Source organism: Pseudoalteromonas byunsanensis (genome assembly GCF_001854475.1).
Lineage (GTDB): Bacteria > Pseudomonadota > Gammaproteobacteria > Enterobacterales > Alteromonadaceae > Pseudoalteromonas > Pseudoalteromonas byunsanensis.
This window is the reverse complement of the sequence record NZ_MNAN01000028.1, coordinates 1-24,349: the sequence shown is the minus strand read 5'-3', so window position 1 is coordinate 24,349 and position 24,349 is coordinate 1. Positions and strand designations below refer to the sequence as shown.

General features: G+C 39.8%; 15 protein-coding genes and 2 pseudogenes. 3 read left to right on the top strand and 14 right to left on the bottom strand.

Annotated features, from left to right (window positions below; genetic code table 11):
* Positions 1-41 precede the first annotated feature (41 nt).
* From BIW53_RS07675 to BIW53_RS07665, 3 genes are all read right to left on the bottom strand, one after another.
* Positions 42-707, bottom strand: coding sequence for a GAF domain-containing protein (locus tag BIW53_RS07675; protein ID WP_070991281.1), 666 nt, complete (start codon positions 705-707; stop codon positions 42-44).
* A gap of 68 nt (positions 708-775) precedes the next feature.
* Entirely contained in the window at positions 776-2,419 is a 1,644-nt protein-coding gene (locus tag BIW53_RS07670; protein ID WP_070991280.1) for a fused response regulator/phosphatase, read from the bottom strand.
* A gap of 27 nt (positions 2,420-2,446) precedes the next feature.
* Positions 2,447-2,752 carry an STAS domain-containing protein gene (locus tag BIW53_RS07665; RefSeq protein ID WP_070991279.1) on the bottom strand — a complete coding sequence of 102 codons (306 nt, stop codon included), beginning with the start codon at positions 2,750-2,752 and terminating at the stop codon, positions 2,447-2,449.
* Between the two features lie 201 nt (positions 2,753-2,953).
* Between BIW53_RS07665 and BIW53_RS07660 the strand changes: the two genes are divergently transcribed.
* A complete protein-coding gene (locus BIW53_RS07660) occupies positions 2,954-3,283 on the top strand; it encodes an SUI1 family translation initiation factor (RefSeq protein ID WP_070991278.1) in 330 nt (109 codons plus the stop codon).
* Positions 3,284-3,462: 179 nt separating this feature from the next.
* Here the strand turns inward: BIW53_RS07660 and BIW53_RS07655 are convergent, their stop codons facing one another.
* On the bottom strand, positions 3,463-6,426 hold the full coding sequence (locus BIW53_RS07655) for a YncE family protein (RefSeq protein WP_070991277.1): 2,964 nt from the start codon (positions 6,424-6,426) through the stop codon (positions 3,463-3,465).
* A 537-nt stretch (positions 6,427-6,963) separates the two neighbouring features.
* Here BIW53_RS07655 and BIW53_RS07650 point away from each other — a divergent pair.
* Both BIW53_RS07650 and BIW53_RS07645 read left to right on the top strand, forming a co-directional pair.
* Entirely contained in the window at positions 6,964-9,744 is a 2,781-nt protein-coding gene (locus tag BIW53_RS07650) for a DUF5666 domain-containing protein (RefSeq protein WP_070991276.1), read from the top strand.
* Positions 9,745-10,046: 302 nt separating this feature from the next.
* Positions 10,047-10,961 (top strand): TolB-like translocation protein, encoded by a 915-nt coding sequence (locus tag BIW53_RS07645; protein WP_084228098.1) that lies wholly within the window; start codon positions 10,047-10,049, stop codon positions 10,959-10,961.
* Positions 10,962-11,015: 54 nt separating this feature from the next.
* Here BIW53_RS07645 and BIW53_RS07640 read toward each other — a convergent pair whose 3' ends face one another.
* The 10 genes and pseudogenes from BIW53_RS07640 to BIW53_RS07600 form a co-directional block, all read right to left on the bottom strand.
* Positions 11,016-12,014 (bottom strand): sphingomyelin phosphodiesterase, encoded by a 999-nt coding sequence (locus tag BIW53_RS07640; protein WP_070991275.1) that lies wholly within the window; start codon positions 12,012-12,014, stop codon positions 11,016-11,018.
* A 345-nt stretch (positions 12,015-12,359) separates the two neighbouring features.
* Positions 12,360-12,968, bottom strand: coding sequence for a hypothetical protein (locus BIW53_RS07635; RefSeq protein ID WP_070991274.1), 609 nt, complete (start codon positions 12,966-12,968; stop codon positions 12,360-12,362).
* 392 nt (positions 12,969-13,360) lie between these two features.
* Positions 13,361-13,477, bottom strand: a pseudogene (locus BIW53_RS21280) (class I SAM-dependent methyltransferase); the annotation flags it as partial.
* A gap of 36 nt (positions 13,478-13,513) precedes the next feature.
* Positions 13,514-14,470, bottom strand: a complete 957-nt coding sequence (locus BIW53_RS07630; RefSeq protein WP_070991273.1) for an RbmA family biofilm matrix protein — start codon at positions 14,468-14,470, stop codon at positions 13,514-13,516.
* 553 nt (positions 14,471-15,023) lie between these two features.
* A complete protein-coding gene (locus BIW53_RS07625) occupies positions 15,024-17,309 on the bottom strand; it encodes a fibronectin type III domain-containing protein (RefSeq protein WP_070991272.1) in 2,286 nt (761 codons plus the stop codon).
* Positions 17,310-17,715: 406 nt separating this feature from the next.
* Complete coding sequence (locus BIW53_RS07620) at positions 17,716-18,768, bottom strand: DUF5700 domain-containing putative Zn-dependent protease (RefSeq protein ID WP_139158802.1); 1,053 nt, start codon at positions 18,766-18,768, stop codon at positions 17,716-17,718.
* Between the two features lie 495 nt (positions 18,769-19,263).
* Positions 19,264-20,829 (bottom strand): hypothetical protein, encoded by a 1,566-nt coding sequence (locus BIW53_RS07615; RefSeq protein ID WP_070991270.1) that lies wholly within the window; start codon positions 20,827-20,829, stop codon positions 19,264-19,266.
* A gap of 1 nt (position 20,830) precedes the next feature.
* Positions 20,831-21,340, bottom strand: a complete 510-nt coding sequence (locus BIW53_RS07610) for a hypothetical protein (RefSeq protein WP_070991269.1) — start codon at positions 21,338-21,340, stop codon at positions 20,831-20,833.
* The gene (locus BIW53_RS07605) at positions 21,333-22,784 is read right to left on the bottom strand and encodes a hypothetical protein (protein WP_139158801.1); all 1,452 of its coding nucleotides are present in this window, start codon (positions 22,782-22,784) and stop codon (positions 21,333-21,335) included. Before BIW53_RS07605 ends, BIW53_RS07610 begins: the two co-directional genes overlap by 8 nt.
* Positions 22,785-23,328: 544 nt before the next feature.
* Positions 23,329-24,303 (bottom strand): annotated as a pseudogene (locus BIW53_RS07600) (transposase).
* Between the last annotated feature and the right edge of the window lie 46 nt (positions 24,304-24,349).

Here is a 24,349-nt window from a genome sequence, read left to right as displayed (position 1 = left end):
TGAGCTCATATTAACATAATTATTGGTCAAAACGAGTCATATCACTCAGGTAGATACTGAGGAATTTTAATACATACAGCAATTAGTAAAGCTAACACGCTTGGTGTAAAAAAATCTTTGCTAAACGCTTCAGCATCAATGATACCGATACAGTTGTTTGCATTATCAAACAGTGGTAAACAAGCTTCGGCCTGTACTTTTGGATCACAAGTATAATACTCGCCGCCGTTACTAACATAAGCTGGAACATCGTTAATCACACGGCCTCGACCACTCATAGCTACCTGTACGTTATTACTTGTCGCAGCAAATTGCTCATTAACAGGAAACAATGGTCGGCTTGGTGCTCCAAGGTAAGCCAGTTTCAATAGCTGAGCCCCCTGTGATGTATCACGAGTCTGATATATACCAAACCAGTCCACATTTGTTTTGCTTTGTACAAAAGCCACGATGGACTGTAACTTAACTAACGCTTGTGAGGTTTGTTGATCTTGCGAAAGTAGTGAGGTCAGCTCAAAAGGTTCATCCTGAAGGTGGCCAAATAAACTACATGCCCCACCTTCACCAAGCTCTGGAATACGATAGGACCACACAGCATCTTGCCAGTTATTCTGGTCCTGTAAGAATGCATCTAATTGAGATAAAGCCAATTCAACATCGGCAGGCTCTGTATTAAGAGCCGATTGAGTTAGGTAAGAAGAAACCATCTAGCCATCCAAACATCTAAAAACAGCGTTAGACTAGCACGCAAATAATGCTTTGCAAATAGAAATTATTACAAAGAATAAACTATTTTCACCTCGTTACCTTGGGTGTTAAATTGAATGTCGCAAGACATCTCTTGCAGTAAACGTAGCCCTCGACCGTACTCCAACAGAAGATTATCATCTTCACTGTCCTTAACTCTAAATCCGCTACCCGAGTCTGCAATTGTAAATATTAATACAGCTTTTTGGGGCACATATTCAACCTTCATACTTACCGAAGCTTTTTCTAGTTTTAACAGTGCTTTTTCTCTAATTTGATAATACTCCAAAAAGCCGTCGTCTTTATTTTTGATATTTGAATCTAAGCCAAGCACGCCATGATCCACAGCGTTGTTATATGCCTCCGAAAGCAGTAAGAAAATATTAGACCTATGCTCGCTCACTCCTTCTATTTTGCTCAGGACATCAACCAATTCCAATATTGGATCCGTGCTAGCAATACACTGGGCGTCAACCTTTACACTCAACTCAAAAGGAATTTTTGAGTATGTAATGGGTGCATTTTTGATTTTTTCGCTCGCTAAACAATTGATAATGGCTATGCTCAAATCGTCTTGCTGTGCGCTATGTTCAGAAAAGCTTTGCGTCAGTTGAATTATTTGCTCAGTCGAGATGTTGTCACAGCTTCGCAGTACCTCTTTCAACCGCTGCTCACCGAACATTTCTCCATGTTTATTTTCTGTTTCGATTATGCCATCAGTGGCCAGCACCAACCGCTGGTTTGCTTTGACTTCCAAATGAATTGTTGTGCGCTCAAACTCGTCATCATCTAAAATTCCCAGCGCCATGTGTTGTGACTCTAACGTTTGTATTAGATTACCTTGCTCATCAATGAGATAAATATCAGGCAACCCGCCTAGCCAAGCCGACACACTTCTCCCTGATTCGCTAAGCTCCACAATGGCTGCCGCACAAAACATGTTGCTTGGTAACAAGGTGTTTAATACCCCGTTTAATTCAAATGCAATGTCATTAACCGCCATCCCTTTACTAACCATGGCATAAAAAATTCGTGACGCAGGTAATGCACCGACTGCCGCAGCCAAACCATGTCCAGTAAAATCTCCAAGTAGACAATAAAACCCACCCATAGGACTTTTTGCCATCAAGAACATGTCTCCATTGAACATTGAAGCTGGGGAAAGGTGATAGTCACAATGCTGATGATATCGAGAAGATTGATCGAGGGCGTTACTGAAAATGTGTTCAACAATTTCATGCTCTCGTTCTATTTGATTGTAGTGATATTCAAGTTGCTTCTTCTGCTGGTTCGCCTCTTGGCTCAACCTGCGAGTACGAGCATGAGCCTTGATCTTTGCAGATAATATAACTCTATCAAACGGCTTATGGATAAAGTCATCACCACCTACGGCTAAACATTTCTCAAAGCTGTCATGATCTTCTAGTGTGGTGATAAAGATAACTGGTAGATACACATCCCCAGCCAATTCTTTTATTTTAGGCGCAGCCTCAAACCCATTCATTACTGGCATAATGACATCGAGCAACACCACATCAATTTCATATTGTTGCATTAACTCAATTGCCTGAGCTCCATCATTAGCAACAACCACTTCATATTCTTGTTGCTCTAACATCGCTTTTAGCAAAATACAGTTTAACGGCTGATCATCTACAACCAATACGCGCACAGTTACATTTCCTGTTGAGAGGCTTTATCAGTCAATATCAAACTTTTTGTCAAACCTTGATATTTGCAATATTTTCTTTAGTTGAGGGCGACAGTTGGTAATTTGAATAGTATCGATTGATTCTGCGAGCGTTTTTTTCATATTCAACAGCATACCTAATGCAGAGCTATCCATGTAATCTGTTTCTCTCAAATCAACCACGACTTTTTCAGTCTGCTCACCAACATCGGCATACGCCTGACGAAAAGACTGAACGAGGTTAAAGTCAAACTTTCCTCTTATTTGTATTGTTAAGGTCTTACCGTCTGCTGAAGAATTTTTGCTCAAACTCATGTTAAGCTCCTAAAATATTTCGAATTTACTATTCAGTACACTGTCTTAAATATAAGCACTTTATTCAGTTTAGCCACAAATAAGTTACTGCGGAAAAATTAAGCTGATTTTTTCTCCTTTAATTCAACATCTGAAATACTACAGATACGAAAAAGATTAATGTTATGATCAGTTCACTGTTTTTTAAGTTGTGAGAGAAAAATGTCTGATAGTCGTTTAGTTTATTCAACAGAAACCGGGCGAATCGATACCAAAGAACCAAAAAAGGAAGTGGAATCTAAAGTATTTAAAGACGGATTCGTCAGAATTGAGAGACAAACAAAAGGGAGAAAAGGCAAAGGAGTCATGCTGGTTGTGGGCATCGACGCTCAACAACATGATTTGAAGAAGCTAGCAAAAATATTAAAAAGTAAAATGGGTCAAGGCGGCGCTTTGAAAGATGGGATCATCGAAATCCAAGGTGACGATAGAGAAAAGCTCAAGCAAATATTAGAAGCTCTGAAATTCAAAGTAAAAATAGCTGGAGGCTAGCGCACAGCCTTAGTTGCCGTGATGGGGGTAACACAGCGTTATTACCTCGTACCCATGCAACATTACTAGCTAATATGCCAACACTTCCAGCGAACCTTCTCTTCAGAGTTTGTCAATGTAAATGTAATAAAGCCACCGAGAACAATCACCAGTGGCTTGTTAGTTCTTGATAAACTTAACTATTGACTACTAAATGACGAAAATGGAACCAAATAGAGCGATGGAGCTGATAATACAGCAAGACCAGCAGGCAATGTGACTAAAGATGGATTAGTACCATAGAAACGAGTCATACTATCAAGTACAAAGTTACTTTTTATTTTTCCACTACTACGGTCATAAATTTGAAGTGCTGGATCTGTGTGGCCGAAGTGTGCGTGCAACAGGAAATACACTTCGTTTTTGTCTAAGTCTGAACTTATGGCTGGTTCGAGTGATCTTTCGTCGGTTCCGAGGATAGTAGCATCATATCTTTGTTCAGTTGTTTGCGACATTAGGTCAACGTATTCACCATCACGGTTAATGATAGCCCCCCCATTGATATGTACCGGATAGTCAAGGTTAGGTGACCCCTTTGAGCCCGCTTTAAAATCGTACAAAAAATGAATACCTGTGCTGTTTACCGACAATTTACTGATAGGTGCTGCGCCCTGATAGCTTTGGCCCTCAAGTGGCGCATAAATATAATAACTGCCGTCAGAGTCAAAGCCAAACGATTTACCACTACCACTATAGCCATCTACTATCCCTTTTATCTGATCCATATACACTTCCTGTGGAAGAATCTGGCCATTACCTATCACCATCAGTGAAGAGATCCCATGTGAATATCGTGTGCCAATTGCCAGCACAACGGCGTCACTCAATACGGGAGAACTATACATATTAATGAGATATACATCTTTAGGTAGTTCTATGAATTGTTTATCGAAATTACCAGAACTAAGCTCAATACGAGCAACGACACCCGCTTTTGAAAAAATGGCATAGAGATAATTACCATTAGCTGAAAGCGCTAGTTTATTTGGATTACTCAGCAAAGGAATATAATGCTCAACCTCAAGACTGTTACTATTAACAATGGCAACACTGTTACCTTTAGGTCCGCTTGTGTGCTTCATTGCAAGATAAAGCTGGTCTCGTACAGGATCAAATACGCTGTCTTGTATGTCACAGTTAAGTTTAATTAGGCTCTGATTAGATTCGTTCACATGGTTTATAGGCGCACAGTTTTGAGTCAAGTTTTGCGCCAGTGCGTCCTTCTCAATAAATTGGACGGAATGTCGTCCTCTAAGTACAACTCTAGAAGACGTAGACAGTACTTGTTCTGTTTCAAAGTTGCCTAGTGTGTAGCGTGCGACTTCCGCCTGATTATCATAGCGACTAACAACAATTTCTGAGCTATCTACATTATAAATACGTTCATTATTACTATCTAAATGTATTAACCCTCCCTCTAAAATGCTCCCAAATTTGACTAAACTTCTTTGCTTTACAAAGGTACGATCGATGAGATACCACTGGCCATCTCGCTGTATATCATAGTGTGGAGACCCATAAAAAATAGGACTGCTGATAGAGAGCACATCCTCTTGACTTATATTTAATTGAAAACCTGTGCCAGCGTCATCAACCACTATGAGCTTTGCTCCATCTGAAGCGTAAACGAATGAACTCACGTAGTAAGGCCTATCGTTTTGTTCAATCCCCCTTAACGAATTAGAAAACGGCTGCTCTCCTTTGAAAATATACAAATTATCGTAGGCACCGTTTTGTTCTGTATTTACAGCAATTTCATCCTCATTCGTGGGTGACGTTTGAACATCTTTGACAACACCTTTGGAGACGCGAATCGTATTCAATAATTGTAGGTCATCCGCTGCATATGAATGAACCTCATTACTTTGTTGAAACGCGATGTAAAATTTTGAGTAGTCATGACTAAATCGAATCAACTTAGGCGCCATATCAAAGTCTAGCAATTCAGATATTTTGTTTGATGAATCATCCATAGAAAGTAGTTTATGACCACCCATAGCGTCAGAAACTAAAAACAGTATTTGCTCTCTATTTTCATCATAAGCCATATCCACCGAAGAAATAGACAGCTGCTTCATGCTTACAGCAGTGGGTAAAGGGTCATATTTATTGTCCGTTAATGAAAACAAGAAGCCTTCAAGTAGCTCCTCATAACTTTCTATGGCCAGTTCAGTATCAACAAACTTACCCGTTCCTTCTACATCGATTTGTATTGGGTCAGTTTCATAATTCAAACGCACTGCGTTATGTTTACTGAAACATATCAATGGGGTGTACGTATTAAAAGACTTGTCACTCATTTGACAGGTAAATGTCGCCCCTAAAATAGAACTATTTATAAACAAGTCCATGCTTACATAAGGATATATAGCACTATTGTTATTTCCTTTGGTTTTGCTCAAAGAAAATTTTGAAAGATGCTCTTGTTGACCATCAACTATCACCGCAAAGTATTGGCTATCAACGGCAGTCGCTTTGAGTTCCTCACTCTTTTCAATGATGTCCCCCACTCCCAAATGATAATCAATTTGATAGACGCCTACTGCCTTTTGATCCCAACCTTTAACGGTTAAGCCGGTGCTCATATCAGCAATCGCACGTAAACTAATACCACTGTCGTCAATCGAGAACGCCTCAATATTGAGTATCACTTCTCCATTAATTGTGTCTGCGAAGAATGTGTCATTACAATTTTGATAAGTTAGTACTAGCAAATCACCCGCAGACACCGAAAGACTGTCGTCTGCATCCGTAAAATCAACATCAACTGCACCTGTGCCGTCAGTACCACAGCTAACATCATAATCCCCATGTGGTTGATTATGTTTAATTATCCGATTTACAAATGATTGACTCGCTTGTAGCACTCCTTCGGTGGCAACTAACGACAAACCAATTGCAGAAAATGAGTTATCACTTTGTGAAAATACAAGTGTCCCGCTATTTTCTCTACCTGGCACTTTATCGATATTTGATCCTGTACCTGTACCTGTACCTGTACCTGTACCTGTGCCTGTACCTGTGCCTGTACCTGTGCCTGCACCTGTGCCACCTTCGCCGCCTCCACCACACGCTGATACCGCAAGGGCTACCATTAAGGTCATAATGAATCGAATAGTTCTTTTAAACCGAATCCCGACGGCTTCAGTTATGGTTATGGGGTCAAAGAATCTGGGCAAAATATCCTCGAGTATATAGTTTAAGTGTTGAAAGTTTGTGATTGTTCACTCGTTATCGGGTCATCAAAAGTAGCGTTGTAGTAAAAAGCAACTGATTGTATCTATCTTTCAGCACGCGCATTTGGTTTTATCCCGAAAATCGCAGCAGTCTACACAAGTGACTAAATTCCGTCCACCTATACCGAGTCATCAGATTTCGAACATAAACCATTGAGAGCTTTAACACCCCCTAACACGAATTGGCCTGATAGATATTGTAAGGCGTGCAAACTCACTACACACAGCATATAACCAATACTTTTTACCCATATAAAATACAAAAGCCAATTCTTTTGTATAAGTCAATAAAACTCGTTAGACTGTGTTAGCGAAATTAACACTTCACCTTGAACTGACCTGAGTTGCTGCTTCGCATTTTCTCAGTTGGTGAATTATTTTATGTTTAAAATCCGGAGCTGTTATATGAGACGCTTGAATACATTATTTTACGGCGCATGTCTGATTGCACTATCAGGCTGTGGAGGCGGCAGCGGTGATCAAAGTACCACACCTACCACCCCAACCCCCTCAGATCCCCCAGCACAAACGATTGATACTGGAGATCTTACAGTCAGTATTGCTGGCCTCCCTCAAGGGGTCAGTGGCAATGTTACTATCACAGGTCCAGACGGCTACAGTAGCGAACTGAGTCAGTCTAAAACGATTGCAGATTTAACCGTCGGCAGCTATACGGTCACGGCAAATGCCGTCACCGCAGAGTCTCTCAGTTATGATGTACTACCTGCTGAATATACTGTTGACGTTTCTAAAAACACAACAAACAATGTTGAGCTTATTTACCAATCTCCCGTCGTCAGTAAGGGGGTTGTCAGTAACTTTGGCAGCATTTATGTTAACGGTGTACGTTACGATACATCAGGCACAGACTTTAAAGATGAAGACGGTGAACCAAGCACTGAAGATGACTTTGAAGTCGGCATGCTAGTGACCGTAGTAGGGCGCTCTGATGCAGACGGAGAGCACGCACAGGCTGAAGAAGTATACTTTGAGCTTAAAGCCAAAGGCCCCGCTGAAGCCATTTCATTGACCGATTCCACGTTACAAGTACTTGGTTTTGTTTTTCTCATTGACGAGTCTACTGAGTTCGAAAATACCACGCTTGAAACCCTACAGATTGATGACTTTGTAAAAATTAGTGCCATTCAAAATGATCAGCAACAACTGGTCGCCACTCATGTTGAATTAGATAATGTAGACACCACGCTCAAAGTCGCGGGAGTTGTATCATTACTTGATGAGCAAAGCAGCACGTTCTCATTAGATAATTTAGTAATAGATTACAGTACAGCCGAGGTGGAAGGTGTACTTGCCGATGACGAGCAAGTTGTGGTTCACAGTGAAACTACCGCCAGTGAAGGTGTTTTGCTCGCATCACACGTAAAAGTCATTGAGCGTGAAAGTAGTGATGATGACCAAGATCAAAGTATTCAGTACGCGTTAGATGGTGTTATCAGCGAAGTCGTTGATAATAGTAGCTTCACGCTTGGCGATGTAACAGTTAGTTGGTCATCTGATACTGAATTTTTTGGTGGTGAGGCCAGTGAGCTGGAGGTAGGCGTTCGAGTTAAAGTGCATGGTACGCTTACAGGCGACCAATTAAGCGCGAGAAAAATCCGCCTCGACAAGCAAGGTGTGATCAAATTAGAAGGTGCCATTGAAGAGGTCAATATCGATACTCGTCAGGTACTGGTGCTTAATACGCTATTTACGCTGGATGACCACAGTAAGCTAAAAGACAAATCAAGCCAGAAAGTTCGCCGCATGGAAATTACCGATCTGGTCTTTGGAGATATTGTTTCGATTAAAGCATTTGCCTCATCTGATGGTGATTCTTTATTGGTGAAACAATTAACCAGAGAAGCTGTATCTGATGAAGCGCCAGAGGGCAATGTGGAAATTGAAGGGTTAGTAAGCAGCATTGAAGCCCCTACTCTCACCGTTCAGGACGTCAATATTACCACCAGCGCAGTAACAGAATTTGAAGTTGATGGTGAAGCTCTTGACGCTGATGGCTTCTTTGCTGTGGTACAAGCCGGACACTTTGTTGCCGCACATGCTCAAGCAACATCTGATGGTCAGGTTTTAGCTTTAGAGATAGAAGCTAAAACCAACGCTGACGGTGAAACATCTGAATATGTAAAATTATCTGGTGCTGTGCATGATTTTATCTCTGCTGAGAATTTTAAGGTAAATGGTCGCCTCATCAGAACCAACGAATTCACACACTTTGAAGGTGGTACACAAGCGTCACTTGAAGATGATGTAATGGTTGAGATAAAAGGCGAAGAACACTCTGATGGCAGTATTGTGGCAATCAAAATTGAATTTGAATCAGAGGATGATGTTGAAGAAGTAGAAGTAAAAGGTGCCATCACAGCATTTACCTCAATCACTGACTTCACCGTAGTTGACCAACCCGTCACAACCGATGAACACACTATCTTTAAAGGCGCTAACAGTGAAAGCCTAGCAATTGATGTGGAAGTTGAAGTTGAAGGTGTACTCAATGCAGACGGTGTGTTGCTTGCACATAAAGTCGATATTGAATCACATCAGGATGAAATCGAGGTTTCTGGTGAAATAAGCAATTTTGTATCGGCACAAGAGTTCAGTGTGAATGAGCAAGCCATTACCACAACCGATGAAACCAAGTTCAAACATGGTAATGCCAGTAGATTGGCCGATGGCGTAACAGTAGAAATTGAAGGCACGCTAGATCAAAATAATGTGCTGGTTGCATCTAAAATTGCGTTTGAAAAGCTAGAAAAAGTGAAACTGACCGGTGAAGTAACCAGTTTGTCTGAGCAAGCCTTTACGATTGCAGAGGTAACCGTAGAATATTCGCAGCAAACACAATTTGAACATGGTGAGGCCTCTGACTTGGCTATCGGTATAACGCTTAAAGTCGAAGGACGTAAGCAAAGTGACACACTTGTCACTGCCGAAGAAATAGAGTTCGTTGACGGTGAACACGACGAGCACATCGAAGTGAGCGGTAAAATCAACAAGTTTACCTCAGCGACTGAGTTTTCGATTGGCGCACGTAAAATCACCACTGACGCTGACACACAATATATTGGCGCAGAAGCGAGTGACCTGACACGCGGCATTAAAATTCACGTCAAAGGTATTTTGCAAGACAACAATATTGTGCTTGCACAACAAATCGAGTTTGACGACTAACTGTCAACTCGTTAGCTATCCAAAAAAGCCTTATCCATGCTCTGATGTGGGTAAGGCTCATTACCATCCCCGCATTATGCTTCACTTAAACACTAAAAGCGCCTACTACTGACCGATATCACGACTGGTATTACCAAAATATGAAATCAACTTAATAAACTTAAGTATCAAAAAGTTAAATACCAAGCCAAAGCGAAATCATCAAGAAGTCATGACAACATCAGGTATCTAGATAGCAACTTACATATGGTAGAGTTGTACAAGCTTATTTTGGCTGGGCTACATAAAAACAAGGATAAATCATGACACAATACCGTTATTTTTTGATGCTGTTAATCTCTTTACTAATAGCAAACAGCGAGGCTTTGGCAAAGAGTGAGCGACCACTACTAAAAGGCCCCTACCTTGGGCAAACACCTCCTGGAATGATGCCAAAAGTATTCGCTCCTGGTTATGTTGCTACGAGACACAGAGATTACAGTGGCTCGTTCACACCAGACATGCAAGAGTTTTACTTTTCCAGAAAGGATGTCGACACGCAAAAGTGGTGGCTGGTTAGATTTAAAAGAATAGATAACCTATGGCATGAATCTGTGATTGGCCCAAGAATTGGAAGACCTATCCTATCGCCTGATGGCAATACCATGTATTTAGGTAGCAAATATATGCAACGTACCAGCAGTGGCTGGTCACAAGTCAAAAGTCTGGGGCCAAAGATTGATAGGCAAGATTGGGGCATTATGCGCCTGTCAGCATCGGCTAATGGCACGTATATATTTGATGATTATAAAAATAATGATGTACTGCGTATCAGTGAAGTAAAAAATGGTAAGCGCCAAGACCCCGTATTACTTGGGGCAAACATTAACTCTGGCAAATGGACAGCACACCCCTTTATTGCCCAAGATGGTTCTTACATTATCTGGGACAGTGAAAAAGACGACGGCTATGGGGACAAGGATTTATACATTAGCTTTCGTCAGCCTGATAACTCATGGGGAAAAGCAATTAACCTAGGTGCGCCTATCAATACCGCGGGGATAGAAGCAGGGGCTTATGTTTCCCCTGATGGCAAATACTTATTTTTTAACAGAAATATTCTAAAAAAAGGCGAAACAGAACCCTCCTCTGATGGTGATATCTATTGGGTTGATGCCGCAGTGATTGAAAGGCTGCGACCCAAGTCATCAAATAGCAATCTGCAAGCCGTAGATTGAAGAAATATACAAACAGACAGAGCGATGTATTACCACATCACTCGTCTTCAAGTTTTAGAACTCCAGATTCACCTGCACTGGGTAGTGATCAGATAACTCATTGTAGTAACCATCATGATAGTAGCGGCCGCCACTTAAATTCCAATTTCCGCGCAAGTAGCCCCAATACCAGTTTTTATCTGCTTTGGGGTATCGCACCATCATACTCGGGGTGTTACTAGGCTGTTTATGATCACGATGCCAAAACACATAATCTAACGTGTCATTGTAGTCTAGGCTGTAATCAAAATAGTAAGCGTTGGCTTTGGTAAACCAATTATGTTTTGCAGAGTATGAACCAATCAGAGGCGTTTGAAAGTGTAACTCTGCACGGGCGGTTTCAAGCATATCAGCCACTTCTTGCTGTTTACTCCACTGCACATTCATATCGCCGCCGATGATAACCGCTTCATCAGCAGGAATATTTTCAGCCGCAATAAAGGTTTGGATTTCATTGAGCTGTGCCATACGAACGCGATGATCTTGCTCTGTATCGCCATCATGCGTTGCTTGTAAGTGAGTACCAACCAAATGATAACGTTGAGTGCCCTTTTCTATCTCCACATAGGCAAAGCCTTTATTCGCTAGGTGATCCCAGCTACCGCTCAGGCTATTATTAAACACATGTGCTTTTTGCGTGATGATTGGATATTTAGAAAGAATAACCACCCCGCCACGAATAACAAAAGGGCTATTTGAACAGTTACCCGTTAGGGCATCCCAACCGCGACCACTACAATCTTGTCCTACATTAGGCGTTTGGTAAGGGTACAGGTTTGACAGCCTTGCTAAAGCTTGTTCCGCATCGCTACTAAACACCTCACTGACCAAAATAACATCTGGGCTGTCACTGAGCTTTGTCAGCACAGCGGGTAGACGCTGTGCTCTGTTACTTTGATCCCAATCCTGTACATTTAATTGCATGATATTATAAGCCATGACTTTAAGTGACTCGGCCAAACTTTGCGTACTCAACAACATTAGTGCACACGTCAGGGCATACTTCATCTTCATGTATTTCTCCAAAACTGCATTTTTTTTTTAGTTTTAATCGAAGTATTCACCCTCTAACCGACTGACTAAATGCAGATAAATAGTGAAAACTCAGGAGCGCAAAGGTAACCATATGAAATGTCAGAACGATTTCGCTAAGTTGCCTTTTTCATGAAGCTTTTTTGGAGTTTGTATGACTTTGAGATTTCTTTGTTGCGAAGGGGCCCGTAAGCTAGGCACATGGGCCACTCTATTAGGAGTAATCGATATCCATGTTATGTGGTAAAGAGCCTCTGAACTATTTATTTAACTATGAGGCTCTAGTTTCTCAATCAATCGAACACATATTTATAAAAGACAATACAGCTAGTTTGACCAAGCTATATTGACGGTAAAGTGTGTTAAGCGAGAGTTCTTAGTTCTACATTCGTCTCTTGGAATATACGAAGGGCAATCACTGTTAATTTCAGGGTTTACGACGCGACTTCTTAGCTCAAGCTCTACATCCCTCAATAGCATGCTATTTACCAAAGCACTAACATTGGCCCCATTGAGAGGTATACCCGAACCACGGGGAAAACCGCCGCCCCTTTTAGACTCGTTATAAAACCTATTCTGAGATGTAAAAAAGCCTAACAGAATTTCATAATTAGCCACTAATACAGCTTCTTTAAACGTATAACTGTAACTAACACTATTAATTTTGGCGTTGTACGGCACGCCAAAATAAGTAATACAGTTACTAAATGGCAGCCGAGGTTTGGGCTGAGTACTTGTCCAAGGATTTGGATAGTAACCATCGGTAAAAGGCATGGTTACGTCGTATGTTGCCCTACCATTGGCGTCATAATCAGCTGGTGAAAAGTTTCCATCTTCCTTTACAAGATTTAAAGTACAGTTACCTTGTTGAGCCAAAGCAGATGAACAGACAAACGTCGCACAGGTTAATGCTATCAATGCATATATTTTTTTCATGTTAAGTAATCCTTTATCGAAATTTTTAACTACTTTTGATGTAGTAAGCCGCTCACCCCAACTCAAAAACTGAGCAGGCTGTAAGCCATATAAAAATAGTTAAACTCGACAACTAAGCAAGGTATCCGCACAATAATGTATTGTTAATTGTCTCTGTTTTCGTTTATAGATAGGTTGTGAAAATTTCGGTGTACGAGGATCGTTGAGTTAGAAGTCTAACAGGTTGTATTAACTCACTTTTGTATGGCGGTTTTAAGTACCTAAGAAAAAAGGTGCGATATAAAAATATGAAACAAATTGGAAAGGCAACAAGACGTTACCTTTCTATGTCTGGTTAGATGCGCCAAGCAAGTTTATTGGTAACCTTACTCTGAGCTAGTAATCACACTTTCTTATAGCGCAGTTTTAACAAATTTAAGAGTCATACGGTCTGATTCACCTATTTTTGTGTATACCTCTTTGTCCTTTTCTTTAAGAGCTAGACTTGGTGGCAATGTCCAAAAACCTTTCTCACACAGATATGACTCACAGCCACTCAAGTCATACTAGCGAACGTATACCCACATTTTTTCGCCATTATAGTAAGGCCCATTTTGTGCATTTCCCCAGCCTGTGCCTTCTCTTTCTATGATAAATTTAGAGGATGAATAATCGTATACCGCGACAATATTACTCTTGTTAGAACCAAACACCGAGTAGTCCTGCCCTGCACCACCACAGCCACTAGACTCATTGTGAGCAAGCAGGTTTTCTGTTAAAGACTTAGCTAAAGGTTTACAGTTTGCGTTTTTTAAAGCATCCATATCAAGCACTGCGGTAATGGTATCCGCAACCACCAGCACTTCTTGAGAAACATATTTTAAATCAGCCCATTTTTGGTCAGAAATAACACCGCCTTCAAGCTCTGGAGAAGTTAGCTCTTCAACCACTTCATTCGGTTGTGTCCTTCTTTTAATACCAACGAGTGTCCAGCCACCCCCTTTGGTTTCCATATCACAATAAACTTGGTATGGACTCTCTGCGCTCATTGATTTTATTGTATAAACACCGCTTCCTTTGCTGTGCCCATTTGCTAGGATCTCGCTACAGCTAGTATTTTCAGTATCTGAGTACTGTTTATAAAAAGAAAAATTAGACGAAGTGACCTCACCAGTATCTCTGTTGTAAACAGACAGCACATAACTATATTTGCCCGCAGGAAATTCGGCAGGAACAACAACACTTGGTCTAGTTTTCTCTAGAGCTGTACCAGCGGATAGCATAATATTGCTTGCCGAAGAGCGGTTATATAACTCCCCTTTTGGGAAAATCAGCGTGTCGTAGTACCTTAAGTTAACATCAGCATTGCCTTCATTCTTGATAAGCATGTCAAAGTTTACTCGGCCACCATTGGCTTCTACTTTTGCATCCACATTATCTAATGTTGCCTCAACAACGATATTGGCATAAGAAATAGAAGAAAACATCAATGGAACGATTAGGGCTGTTTTTTTTAATTTCATCCGTTACATCCTTTTATAACATTTTTTCGATTTGCAGCAACTGCACCTATAAAGGGTACTTTTATGTATGCATTTTGTCAAAAAAAGTGCACATGAACAAGATGTTAAAACATCTTGCCTTTATTATTGTTCTATTTGGATTGATGAACCGACAGTTAGTTTTTAATTGGATTTGTAAGGGAGTTAGTATGATTTAGTATAGTTTTAGAAGCTACACTGCGCGCTTAGCTGATTACAAAGTTAACACCTTGATGGATAGAGCATTGTGGGTGACGGTAGAGCACATATCAGATGGTGACGTGCATAATGAGATTTCACTTGCACAAGTACAAATCCGTTACCTGAAAATTTATTCGAAATCACTTGCAACATAATAAGGCATCTCTATTTTTGAAGCCGAGATCCGAGGGCTAAAGAGCATTATAACAAAGTTCATTACGGCTAAAATGCCACTCGTTTAAAAGCGAATGGCATGTTTTCTTTTTTTTGATCTGTTTACCTGAAATCGAAGGTGAAGTTTAAAAGGCACTCTCCTCCAAAAGTCAAATTACTATCACTCCCAAGCTTCTAGGCACTTAGCAGAGCTCGCATTCGAGTCAAGCTTGGTACTTTCGTTGTAGAAGTCATTCACACAATCTAGCAGTGCAGGTGTCTTTATATACCAATCAGAATGGCCGATATAAAATAGTATACTTCTGTTACCCACAAAGTTTTGGAACACTTCCACTTGCTCTTTGTAACTATCTCTTTGATGCTTCTTTTTATCTTCATCAACAGATGTCAAATCAAAGGCATTATCGAGTTCCATATCAACACCTATTTGAGTGACTTTTCCATATTGTTTAACAGGAATAAAATCTCTAAGAGTGCTAGAAACTATCTCTTGATCTTCAACATATTGCTTGATTTCATAAAAGTTTGATTCTGAATGTTCCTTATCATTATCAAGCATCCTCGCCAATACCACATTAGGTTGTATGTTTACTTTATCAAACACCACACCGTGCCTTTTACTAAGTTGATATAATATTGTTCTATAACGACTGTTGAAATAAGGAGCAAATCTCAAGCCTTTATATTCATTAGAATGGTATTTTTCATTTGTTTCCCAGTCTTTGTGAACATATCCAGAAAGTTTTGACTGTGATATCGCTTCCTCTAATATCTCATTGTATTCCAGATCAATTGCATCTCTTAAATTCCACGCATACTTTATACCTAATGAATAGCTCTCATATTCATCTTTACCACCTTTAATAACATAGTCCGTGTCAAAGTCTTCTTCATACATATACATACCGCTTACACGGGTACTCCAAAAGGTTGTACCAAGCTCTTCGATGACTTTAGTACGTAGCTGATTTAGAAAGTCTTTAATTTGCCAATTTTCTGGGTAACTGCCTCTGACTGGTGGCGTTGAAATCCATACTTTCTTATCTTTATCTGTTGCTTGAGCAATAGCTTTTAGCGCAGGAATAACATAATCTAGGTATACGTCATAGTGACCGACATGGTAACCAACGGAATCTTTTAGGCAGCTGTTTCCAGTAAGCAAAATAACAAAGTCAGTGACATTTTGAAGTCGGTTGTTAATCGTATCTGTACCAAGAACCTCTACGTCTTGACAGCCATACTCACGCTTAATATTGTCTGGTTTGCAATTTCCTAAACTAACACCAGGGGTTGAACACCAAGATCTCAGTACCTCGCTCTTGTTATACTTCATTCCAACAAATGCAAGAAAGCTTTTATCTGGGACTGCAACTACAGAGCCTATAAGGTCTATTGTCGCAGACTTGGTCGTTGTTTTACTGCCATTTGTACAGCTGAGAATTTTGGTCGTCTTTTGAGTGATTTTATAGACTTTAGTACCTATAACCTCAACACCATCACCATCCAAGGTGCAATAATCCGCGTTGCTTGAACTCCATGATAATGTGGCAAAAGAGCGAGGCTTTACTTGTGAAGAACTCCAATTTAACTCTACCGAAGGAGGTTGACTGTCTAAATCAACAACAACTTTTGCGGTTAGTAAACCGGCACATCCGTGGGTATTACATGCGTGCACAACATAGACATATCGACCACTGGGTCGATCGTTCACTTCATCAGAAAGTTGAGAAGTTGGTAGCTTTTGAGCGATTCGGCTCCATTCGCCGCCATCCGCTTTTTCATATAAATCATAATAAGTGGCACCTTTGGCAGCGCCCCATGTTACCGTATAAGAGCCTGTTTCACTTGTAAATTCTTTTACATTACGTGGAATAGTCGAAGGTTTAACGCCAATATGACTTGTATCTGACCCGCTTTTACCCCATTGATTAGTACATGTGACGGTTTTTGATGTACTTCGAGTCAGAGTATAGTTTTTACTTCCACTCGTTCCAACCGATACACCATCCAACTTACAAGCATTGGCATCTGTTGAACGCCAAGAAAGCGTAGCTGTTGTGTCATAATCAATCGGACTTTGCTGCCAAGACGTAGTGACAGTTGGCGTTTTAGGATTACGCTCTACTATCGCTCTTTCGGCTAATAATCCTGAAGAACAACCATGAGCATTGCACGCGTATACAACATAAGCATACCGCCCGGTTTGACGCCCTGAAACCCGGTAAGATGTGCTGCGCACATTGCCATTGATTAAGCTCCAACGCCCATCAAACTTTTCCCAAAACTTGTAATACGTTGCACCGCTAGCACTCCCCCAACTGATTGAATATGAACCTGTTGTGCTTAATATCGTTTTAACATTCAGGGGGATATTTGGAGGTGGGGTGCTAGCAAAGACATTAGTTGAAAAGACTAATATCATGAGAGAATAAAAATATAACTTCACACTTATTTCCTTAATATATTAATTATTGTAGTGCTAACAAAGTCAGCACCTTCCTTAAAGTTGCAATAATAAATTATCACCTTGAAGTCTAAAGCAGGGACAACTCATTGTACCTGTAATAGGTTCGAAGTAAACTAGCTAGATATGTATCTTTACTCTGCGAATGAAATATAGGTAGCGTTCTAAAGCAAACCCTGAGTATTTGTTTATGAGTAAATGTACTTGTTACATCGAAAAGAAAAGTGGTAATGCACAGAACTAACAGGGAACTAACAGAGATGAGCTAATGGGACAGTCACTTTAAAAATACTAACACCTTACCAAGTAAAATTGGAAAGCGCTCGTATAGAGGTATATCACTAACAGGTAAGTGGGCAACAGTATATAAACTCTATAAACACAGGTGCTAATGTGCATACTTTTTTTCTAGCAACTCAATATTACGCATTGTTTGTTGTGAAAATTGATAAAGCGTATTATGTTCGATTGCCGCGGATTGGTACAAAGTAAAAAACATGAAAGGATTGCCAATACTTGATACCAACGCTTGTTTTCCTTGATATTGTTCAATGGCTCTGGCCATAAAATATCCTGTAGGGTGACCTGCCATAGGCAATGATTTTCTGATTTGAACGGCTAATTCTTGTTTCGCTTTTTGAGAATATGTCATGTCGCTATATTGCTGAAAAAGCTCATCAAAACCAGCCAGCAATGTCGTGCTCTGTTGATATTTTTCTTTGTATATTTGAGCAAAAAGACTATCTTCCATATACCCTTTTTGGAAGTAAATTTGACTTTTATCAACTAAATCAGCAATTCCTTCGAGTTGTGTTTGTATTAGAATCCACATCACATCAGCGTCAGGCGTATTTTCTTCCGGTTGCCGAAAAGCCGCCAAATCATGACTAAAATAATGATGGAACTCATGCGCTATCCAATATTTCAAACTAGACTCATTTGATAATGCAAAAAGTGGATCTAGCACTATGCGCTTTTTAAAACCACGGGCATCATTATCAAAATATGAAAAAGAAATTTTTGGCAAAGTTGCAAATAGAGTACTAGTGTTAGGCAAATATTCTTGAGCTAATCTGACATATTCTTTATAGTTTTTTGAGTAACTGTTGGTAAACACTTTGATAAACGCCGACAATGCCTGCTGCTGATGTTGTGTACTTCTCAAGTGCTGAATAAAGCGCGCTTTGATGTTGCCATCGTTAATTAATTTTTCAGCCTTTTGATATTCAGAAGGCTTAAAAGCTAAGATAAATAGTTGCTTAAATATTTGCTCTGGTATTTCATTCGCGACAAGTTCAAAATACCCTGGTGTTTGAAACAAAGCTTGCCATTGCTTCTCTGTTGGTAAGTCGTTTTGCAGAAGTATATGTTGAACCTCCCAAAATATCTCAGCACCTTCAGATTCAATATCAGTAATACTAGCCTTATTACTTGAGCTCACATCAAGGCTACTCTGACCATTAGAAGTTGGCAATTGGCTGCACGATGTTACGAAAGGCAATAACAGTAGAAATACGCATAATATCATTGCGACACACTCTAGTCTTAGCTTTTACTCACAATTTATTATAGGCATCAAAAACGGCTTGAAGCCTTTTTTATTACCACTCTATTTCCTCAAGTATTCCGTGCTAATAGATCTGTACCGGTCATTGTTTCGAATACAATAGGCATCACTTAGCTCATTACGCTAAAGTGTAACTCCCCCATAAACTGAAACAGTTCTGCGCTAATCCCACTATTCATTCATAAGCTTAGAAATGATTTGAACCTAAAAAATCCAAAAGTTAGATGAGCCAACTACGGTTTCAAGTTTGAGTACCCGTAACCATTAAGTTAACAACGCAGCTAAAGTTTCAAGTGGGAGTGACTGTCCATATCCTTCTTTTCCTTTAAATACAAAAACTTGATACCTCTAGATAGCAAACATATTGACTTAATTAGGCTCAAAATTATCACAGCAGCCATTGGCCGTAACGAATATATCTTTTTCGGTACATATTAAGCCCGTTGGAGAGCCTTCTGGGTAACTCGAATTTCTATTTACTAATTTACAGTATTCACAGCTATTACGGTTTAAGCCAGAATATACTGCGTGCTTACGCTGCTCTGAGACAACTTTATCAATCGCGTCAAAAAAAAGCGCTTCATCCACGTCAACCCACTTTTTACCTTGAATAGGGTGCTCATAAGTAATATCCGACTCTAGACTGAGTTCTTCACAACACGGCTCACCATGAAAAAATAAAAGTATGCAGTTCTTTTCCTTGCTGTATTGCATGAACTCAGGCGCCCTACTACTGTAACTGAAGGTCGTTACTACTCTGCCATTACGGGCCTCAATTACATCACAGTACATATTTCGAAGCTCGACGTAGTAATTGTCATTTAGGCTTCTTTTACCTTGAGCCATAACATCAATATAAACTTTTGGGTATTCTACAAACCCGCTCTTTGGCTTTCGAGAATAGCTGCCACATATTTTCTCATCGTATCCATAAGGGTTACTCCCGCTGTAACATAGTATCGCTAATTCATGATGGTCACAGCTTCCGTAATCTGACTGAATGTTGCGCTCATGCACACATGTCAGACACCGCTTATCTAGGGCAAACTCTTCCTGTTCCGCATATCGGATACCAACTTCAATCATAGCATCCAAAATTGGCTTTCTAATAGTTGGATCATATGGATATTGTTCTCTAGTTAAAAAGGATTTGCTTATAGAGATTGCATTTTGTGTAGCAGGTAAAGGCTCATCCGTTCTTTCTTTTTCCACATGTTCATGACACCCACCCCAAACTAAACTTTTTAGCGTTCCTTTTAAAGCGCAGCTATATCTGACAATCGCCCCTTCATGCTTAGTTAACAAATTCCAGCAGCTTTTACATTCAGCGGTAATATCAGCTTTAAACTCTTTACACCCAGTGTCTACCCGAACTTTGCCACCAATATTACAATAAATCACGTCTGTGCCAGACTCAGGTTCACCTACAGTATCAGCATAATGCTCGCAGGCGTAACAACGGTTTGGAAAATAATAACGCTGATCATGCAACGTTGAATCATATTGCAATGTTGACTTTTCTTGCGCTACGCTATTTGCATTACTTCTTGTTTTTCCACACTTTGAGCAAAATTCTATATTCTGCCCTTCTCGCAGCTTCCATTCATGCTTACAAAATATCTGAGATTGTTTAGGTACGACTGCAAGTTCACAGGCAAAATTCTTGCGAATTTCTTCTATTTCTTCACTAATGGAACAGGTAGGAATTTCCTCAGTGTAGATGAATACTTTTAACTCACCGTAATTATCAACAAGCTCGACTCGACCCTTTTCTTTAAGTTCATCAATACCCAAACCTGTCATTCTGTGTAGCAGGTTTACTTCATCATCTTCACGCCAGTCTCTCCCTGTACCACTACATTTATTACATGGGTTTCCCAAACTGCTATATTTGTTGTCTTTGTTGCATCTAGAGCAATTCAAATAATAAGGCATCTTAAGCCCTCGAAATTATTGAGCCACGCCTAAAGCTATTGCGAAAAACAACGTGCGTGTCTGTTTGATATGAAAAGCCATTTTCACTTAGCCAATCGATGAAAGTGCTAGGCACTTCTGCATTTTTACAGTATTTTAAAAGCTCATCTAATTTAACTTTCTGCTCTCCGGTTTCGTCATCAAGCTCAGCTTCTTCTAATAGAGGATCAATACCTTTACCTGCTAGTATTTTCACTTTATATGGATTTACAACCGAAACGATACAAAACGCAAAAACAAGTTTTGCATAAATATTCTCTGTAGCTTGAAAACCAACAGCAAACCCTAAAGCTTTTGAAAATCGATCAATCATATTTTGAAGATCAGTTCTTCGCGTTGATAAAAGCACTCTCATGTGCAACTCGTCGAGACCTTCCCTCTCATCTGGCTCAACAAGTTCCACATCATCAAAAATAGTTAACTCACCATCCCATTCAAGAATGACATTGCCAAGTTGTAGGTCTTTATTCATAGTCAAAAATCTCCGCTATTGAGCGATTAAAAGCTTTTATAAACTTTGAGTTTAAGGAGTCTTCATTCATACATTTGTGAACAGCATTTCTTATCCGAGCACCGTGCTCTGCGCAACACTGAACTTTACGGTTTTCTTCAATTGGTAGTATGGCCAATGCTAATTCATCGTATAGTTTTAATAAAAAGTTCTCATTCTCAAATGAAGTTTCTGCGTGGGTTGTGTCATCTATGAATTGAATATGTGAAAATTCTGTCCACATCACAGTAAACTTGGCTTGGTCAGTATAGTTGGACAAAATACATGGGATACAAAAATTAGAGTCCCAAAAGGCGAACTTTTCTTTTAGGTAATAGTTAATAGCTCTATTTTTGTTACTTAGGGTGACTTTCTTAGTCGGAAAGCCCGCTGGTACCACGCACTTATACACATCAGAATATAAGCGGATATTTATATAAAACTGCAAGTATTTATCTTCATCTAGTGTCCCACAGAAATCTAAAATTGATTCAATATTGGACTCATCACGCTCTACATGTTGCAAGCTTTTCATAAACTCAAAGTCTCGTACATGAAGATCGACAAACTCTTTTTTATATATGTGCAGTTTACCAACTAAATTCGACACTAAATCAACCGCCTCCTCAAACGTTGTAACAGCTGTTGTCATAACATTTTTGGATTTCAAATATACATCTGTTAAAAAGAGAAATGTAAGCCTTGAGTATCTTAAAGCTTCCTCATTTGAGTAGTCAAAATCATAACGATTAGAAAAAGTATCCCAAGCAATGGAGTATTCCTTTCCCTCTAATTTAACTCTCTCGTTAGTTAAATCATTTTGGGCTAAAAGCTGAAACGCAACCGCACCACCTTCTATAACTTCAAATACATTAACAGCACCTTCTTTAGGCCGACTATATAGCTGTTTAATTGCCTCCGTTCTATCTTTCTTTATTATTGAAAAGTACTGTTCTTCCTCTTCATTCTGAGGGTTTTCATAGATACTTCTCAACCCAATCATAGAAGGGGAAAGCTTATTTCCAGTACCTATATCCCTTGCCAAAAGCCTCAGTGCCACCAGTGCTTCTCTTCTTTTGGCTTCTGAATACTCTGATAGCAGCGAACAAGTTAACGTTTGATAAATATGATAAGACTCGTGTGCCAATATTTGTTCAAAGTCTAAATAAGCCCACTCGGGAATAGTCTCACTGTGAAGGGCATGTTCTTCTAGTCTTTCAAGAATTTTGCCTTTTTCAATAAGGTAGGTATTTATTTCACGCTCATCAAAATACATTGAGAGCGTATCAATATGCATTTTTGCGCCATTAGATAAGGCAGGTAAAGCGCACAGAGTCCAATCAGAAGTCTTTTGATTATATTCCTTTAATTCAGAGTCGTCCCTAGACCTCTTTTCTCTGCTATAAAACGATATTACATTTGACATAAATATTTCCATTTCCTTGGTTGATATATCAAACAGGTCAACCTATTGTAGCTTCCGCCTATTCAATCCCTGTATACATACATATGTTATACATTTTAACAACCAATATATTGTGCTCGAAGAACCATATACCTACTGTCTCGCATTTTGGTTCTGGATGAAAAGTAATCATATAGAAGTTTTTATATAACTCAATAACACAAGCCTCCAAATTTATACTTAGCTTTAAATTCATTGAGAAACTACAAATGCTTATTGCAAAGCTAATGGCAAAGCTAATGGGAGGCAAAGCTAATGGGACAGTCACTTTAAAAAAACTGAATGGGACAGTCACTTTAAAAAAACTGGTAAGCTAAGCCTTGTCCTAGCTGGCACAGCTTCCTTAATGAATTCCTTGATGAGATATGTAACCAAAAATGCCCCGTAATTGAGTCGTGATTATTTTAACTGGATGACTTTTAGAGAATTACCCTATGTGTTAAACGCAATGGTCCCTGCCTGTTACAGCATATCCCGCTTGGTGTGGATAATTGCTAGCTGGATATTAGGAAAATAGCGCTTCACTAATTTTGATACTTCGTCGCCGTTTATGCTGTTGTCGCTCACAGTACACATCAAGATTATGTGTTTTACCTACTGCGCCATGAAACACCTTTTCAAATTGCGTTGTGAGCTTTATCCAGTTGTAAGCTTGAATGTTTAATCGTTGCAAGATGGGCGCTTCATGTTCTTCTATGTAGCCACGTTTGTCTAAGCGAATACATTTACCTGTGAGCTCAACAAGCTGTAAGTAAGATTTAAGTTCGAATGGCAAACCCTTTGGTATATGTTTTCTGGGACTACCCGCAAAGCGTGCAAGCTGTTTTGGTTGTTTACCTGCTTTTGCATGTTGGCAACGTAGTTTAATACTGGTATGAGCTGAGTCTTCTGGTGTTTTTGCCATCTCCGCCCTGATAGGGTTTAAATCTATATAGGCCATACAGGCCATTAGAGCCGCGTCATCTAATAGCGCTTAGCTTTTGAACCGCCCTTCCCAAAAATGACCTGTGCATTTATCTTCTTTATTCGCCCTGCGCGCGATGTTTTCATTAAGGACACGCATAAACCAACTGATGCTTGAGAGTCTGTTTCTGTATTCTTTTATCTCTTTGTCTAAAAAGAAGCGCTGACCTTCATCTAAGCACTCTCCTTGTAAGTACATCAGAGCACGCTTTGAGCCTTTAAACAGCTTGTGCCAGCGTAGTAACACCGCTTTGTCACTCAACCTCTGTGCTTTTTCAGCATCTATATACAACACTACATGGGTGTGATTACTCATGACTGCAAAAGCACACACATCGATGCAAAACACCTTCGCTAAGAACAGTAAACGCTGCTCTACCCAGCCGCGGCGATGTTCATATGATTTACCCGTCAGCTTATCTTCTCCGCATAAAAATGCGCGGCGAACACAGCGTGACACACAGTGATAATAAGGTGTATCTGACAAACTGATTTGCCGCTTCCTTGCTAATCCCATCGTTCACTCCTTGAACTTAGAATTGATTATAAAATTGAAGAATTAA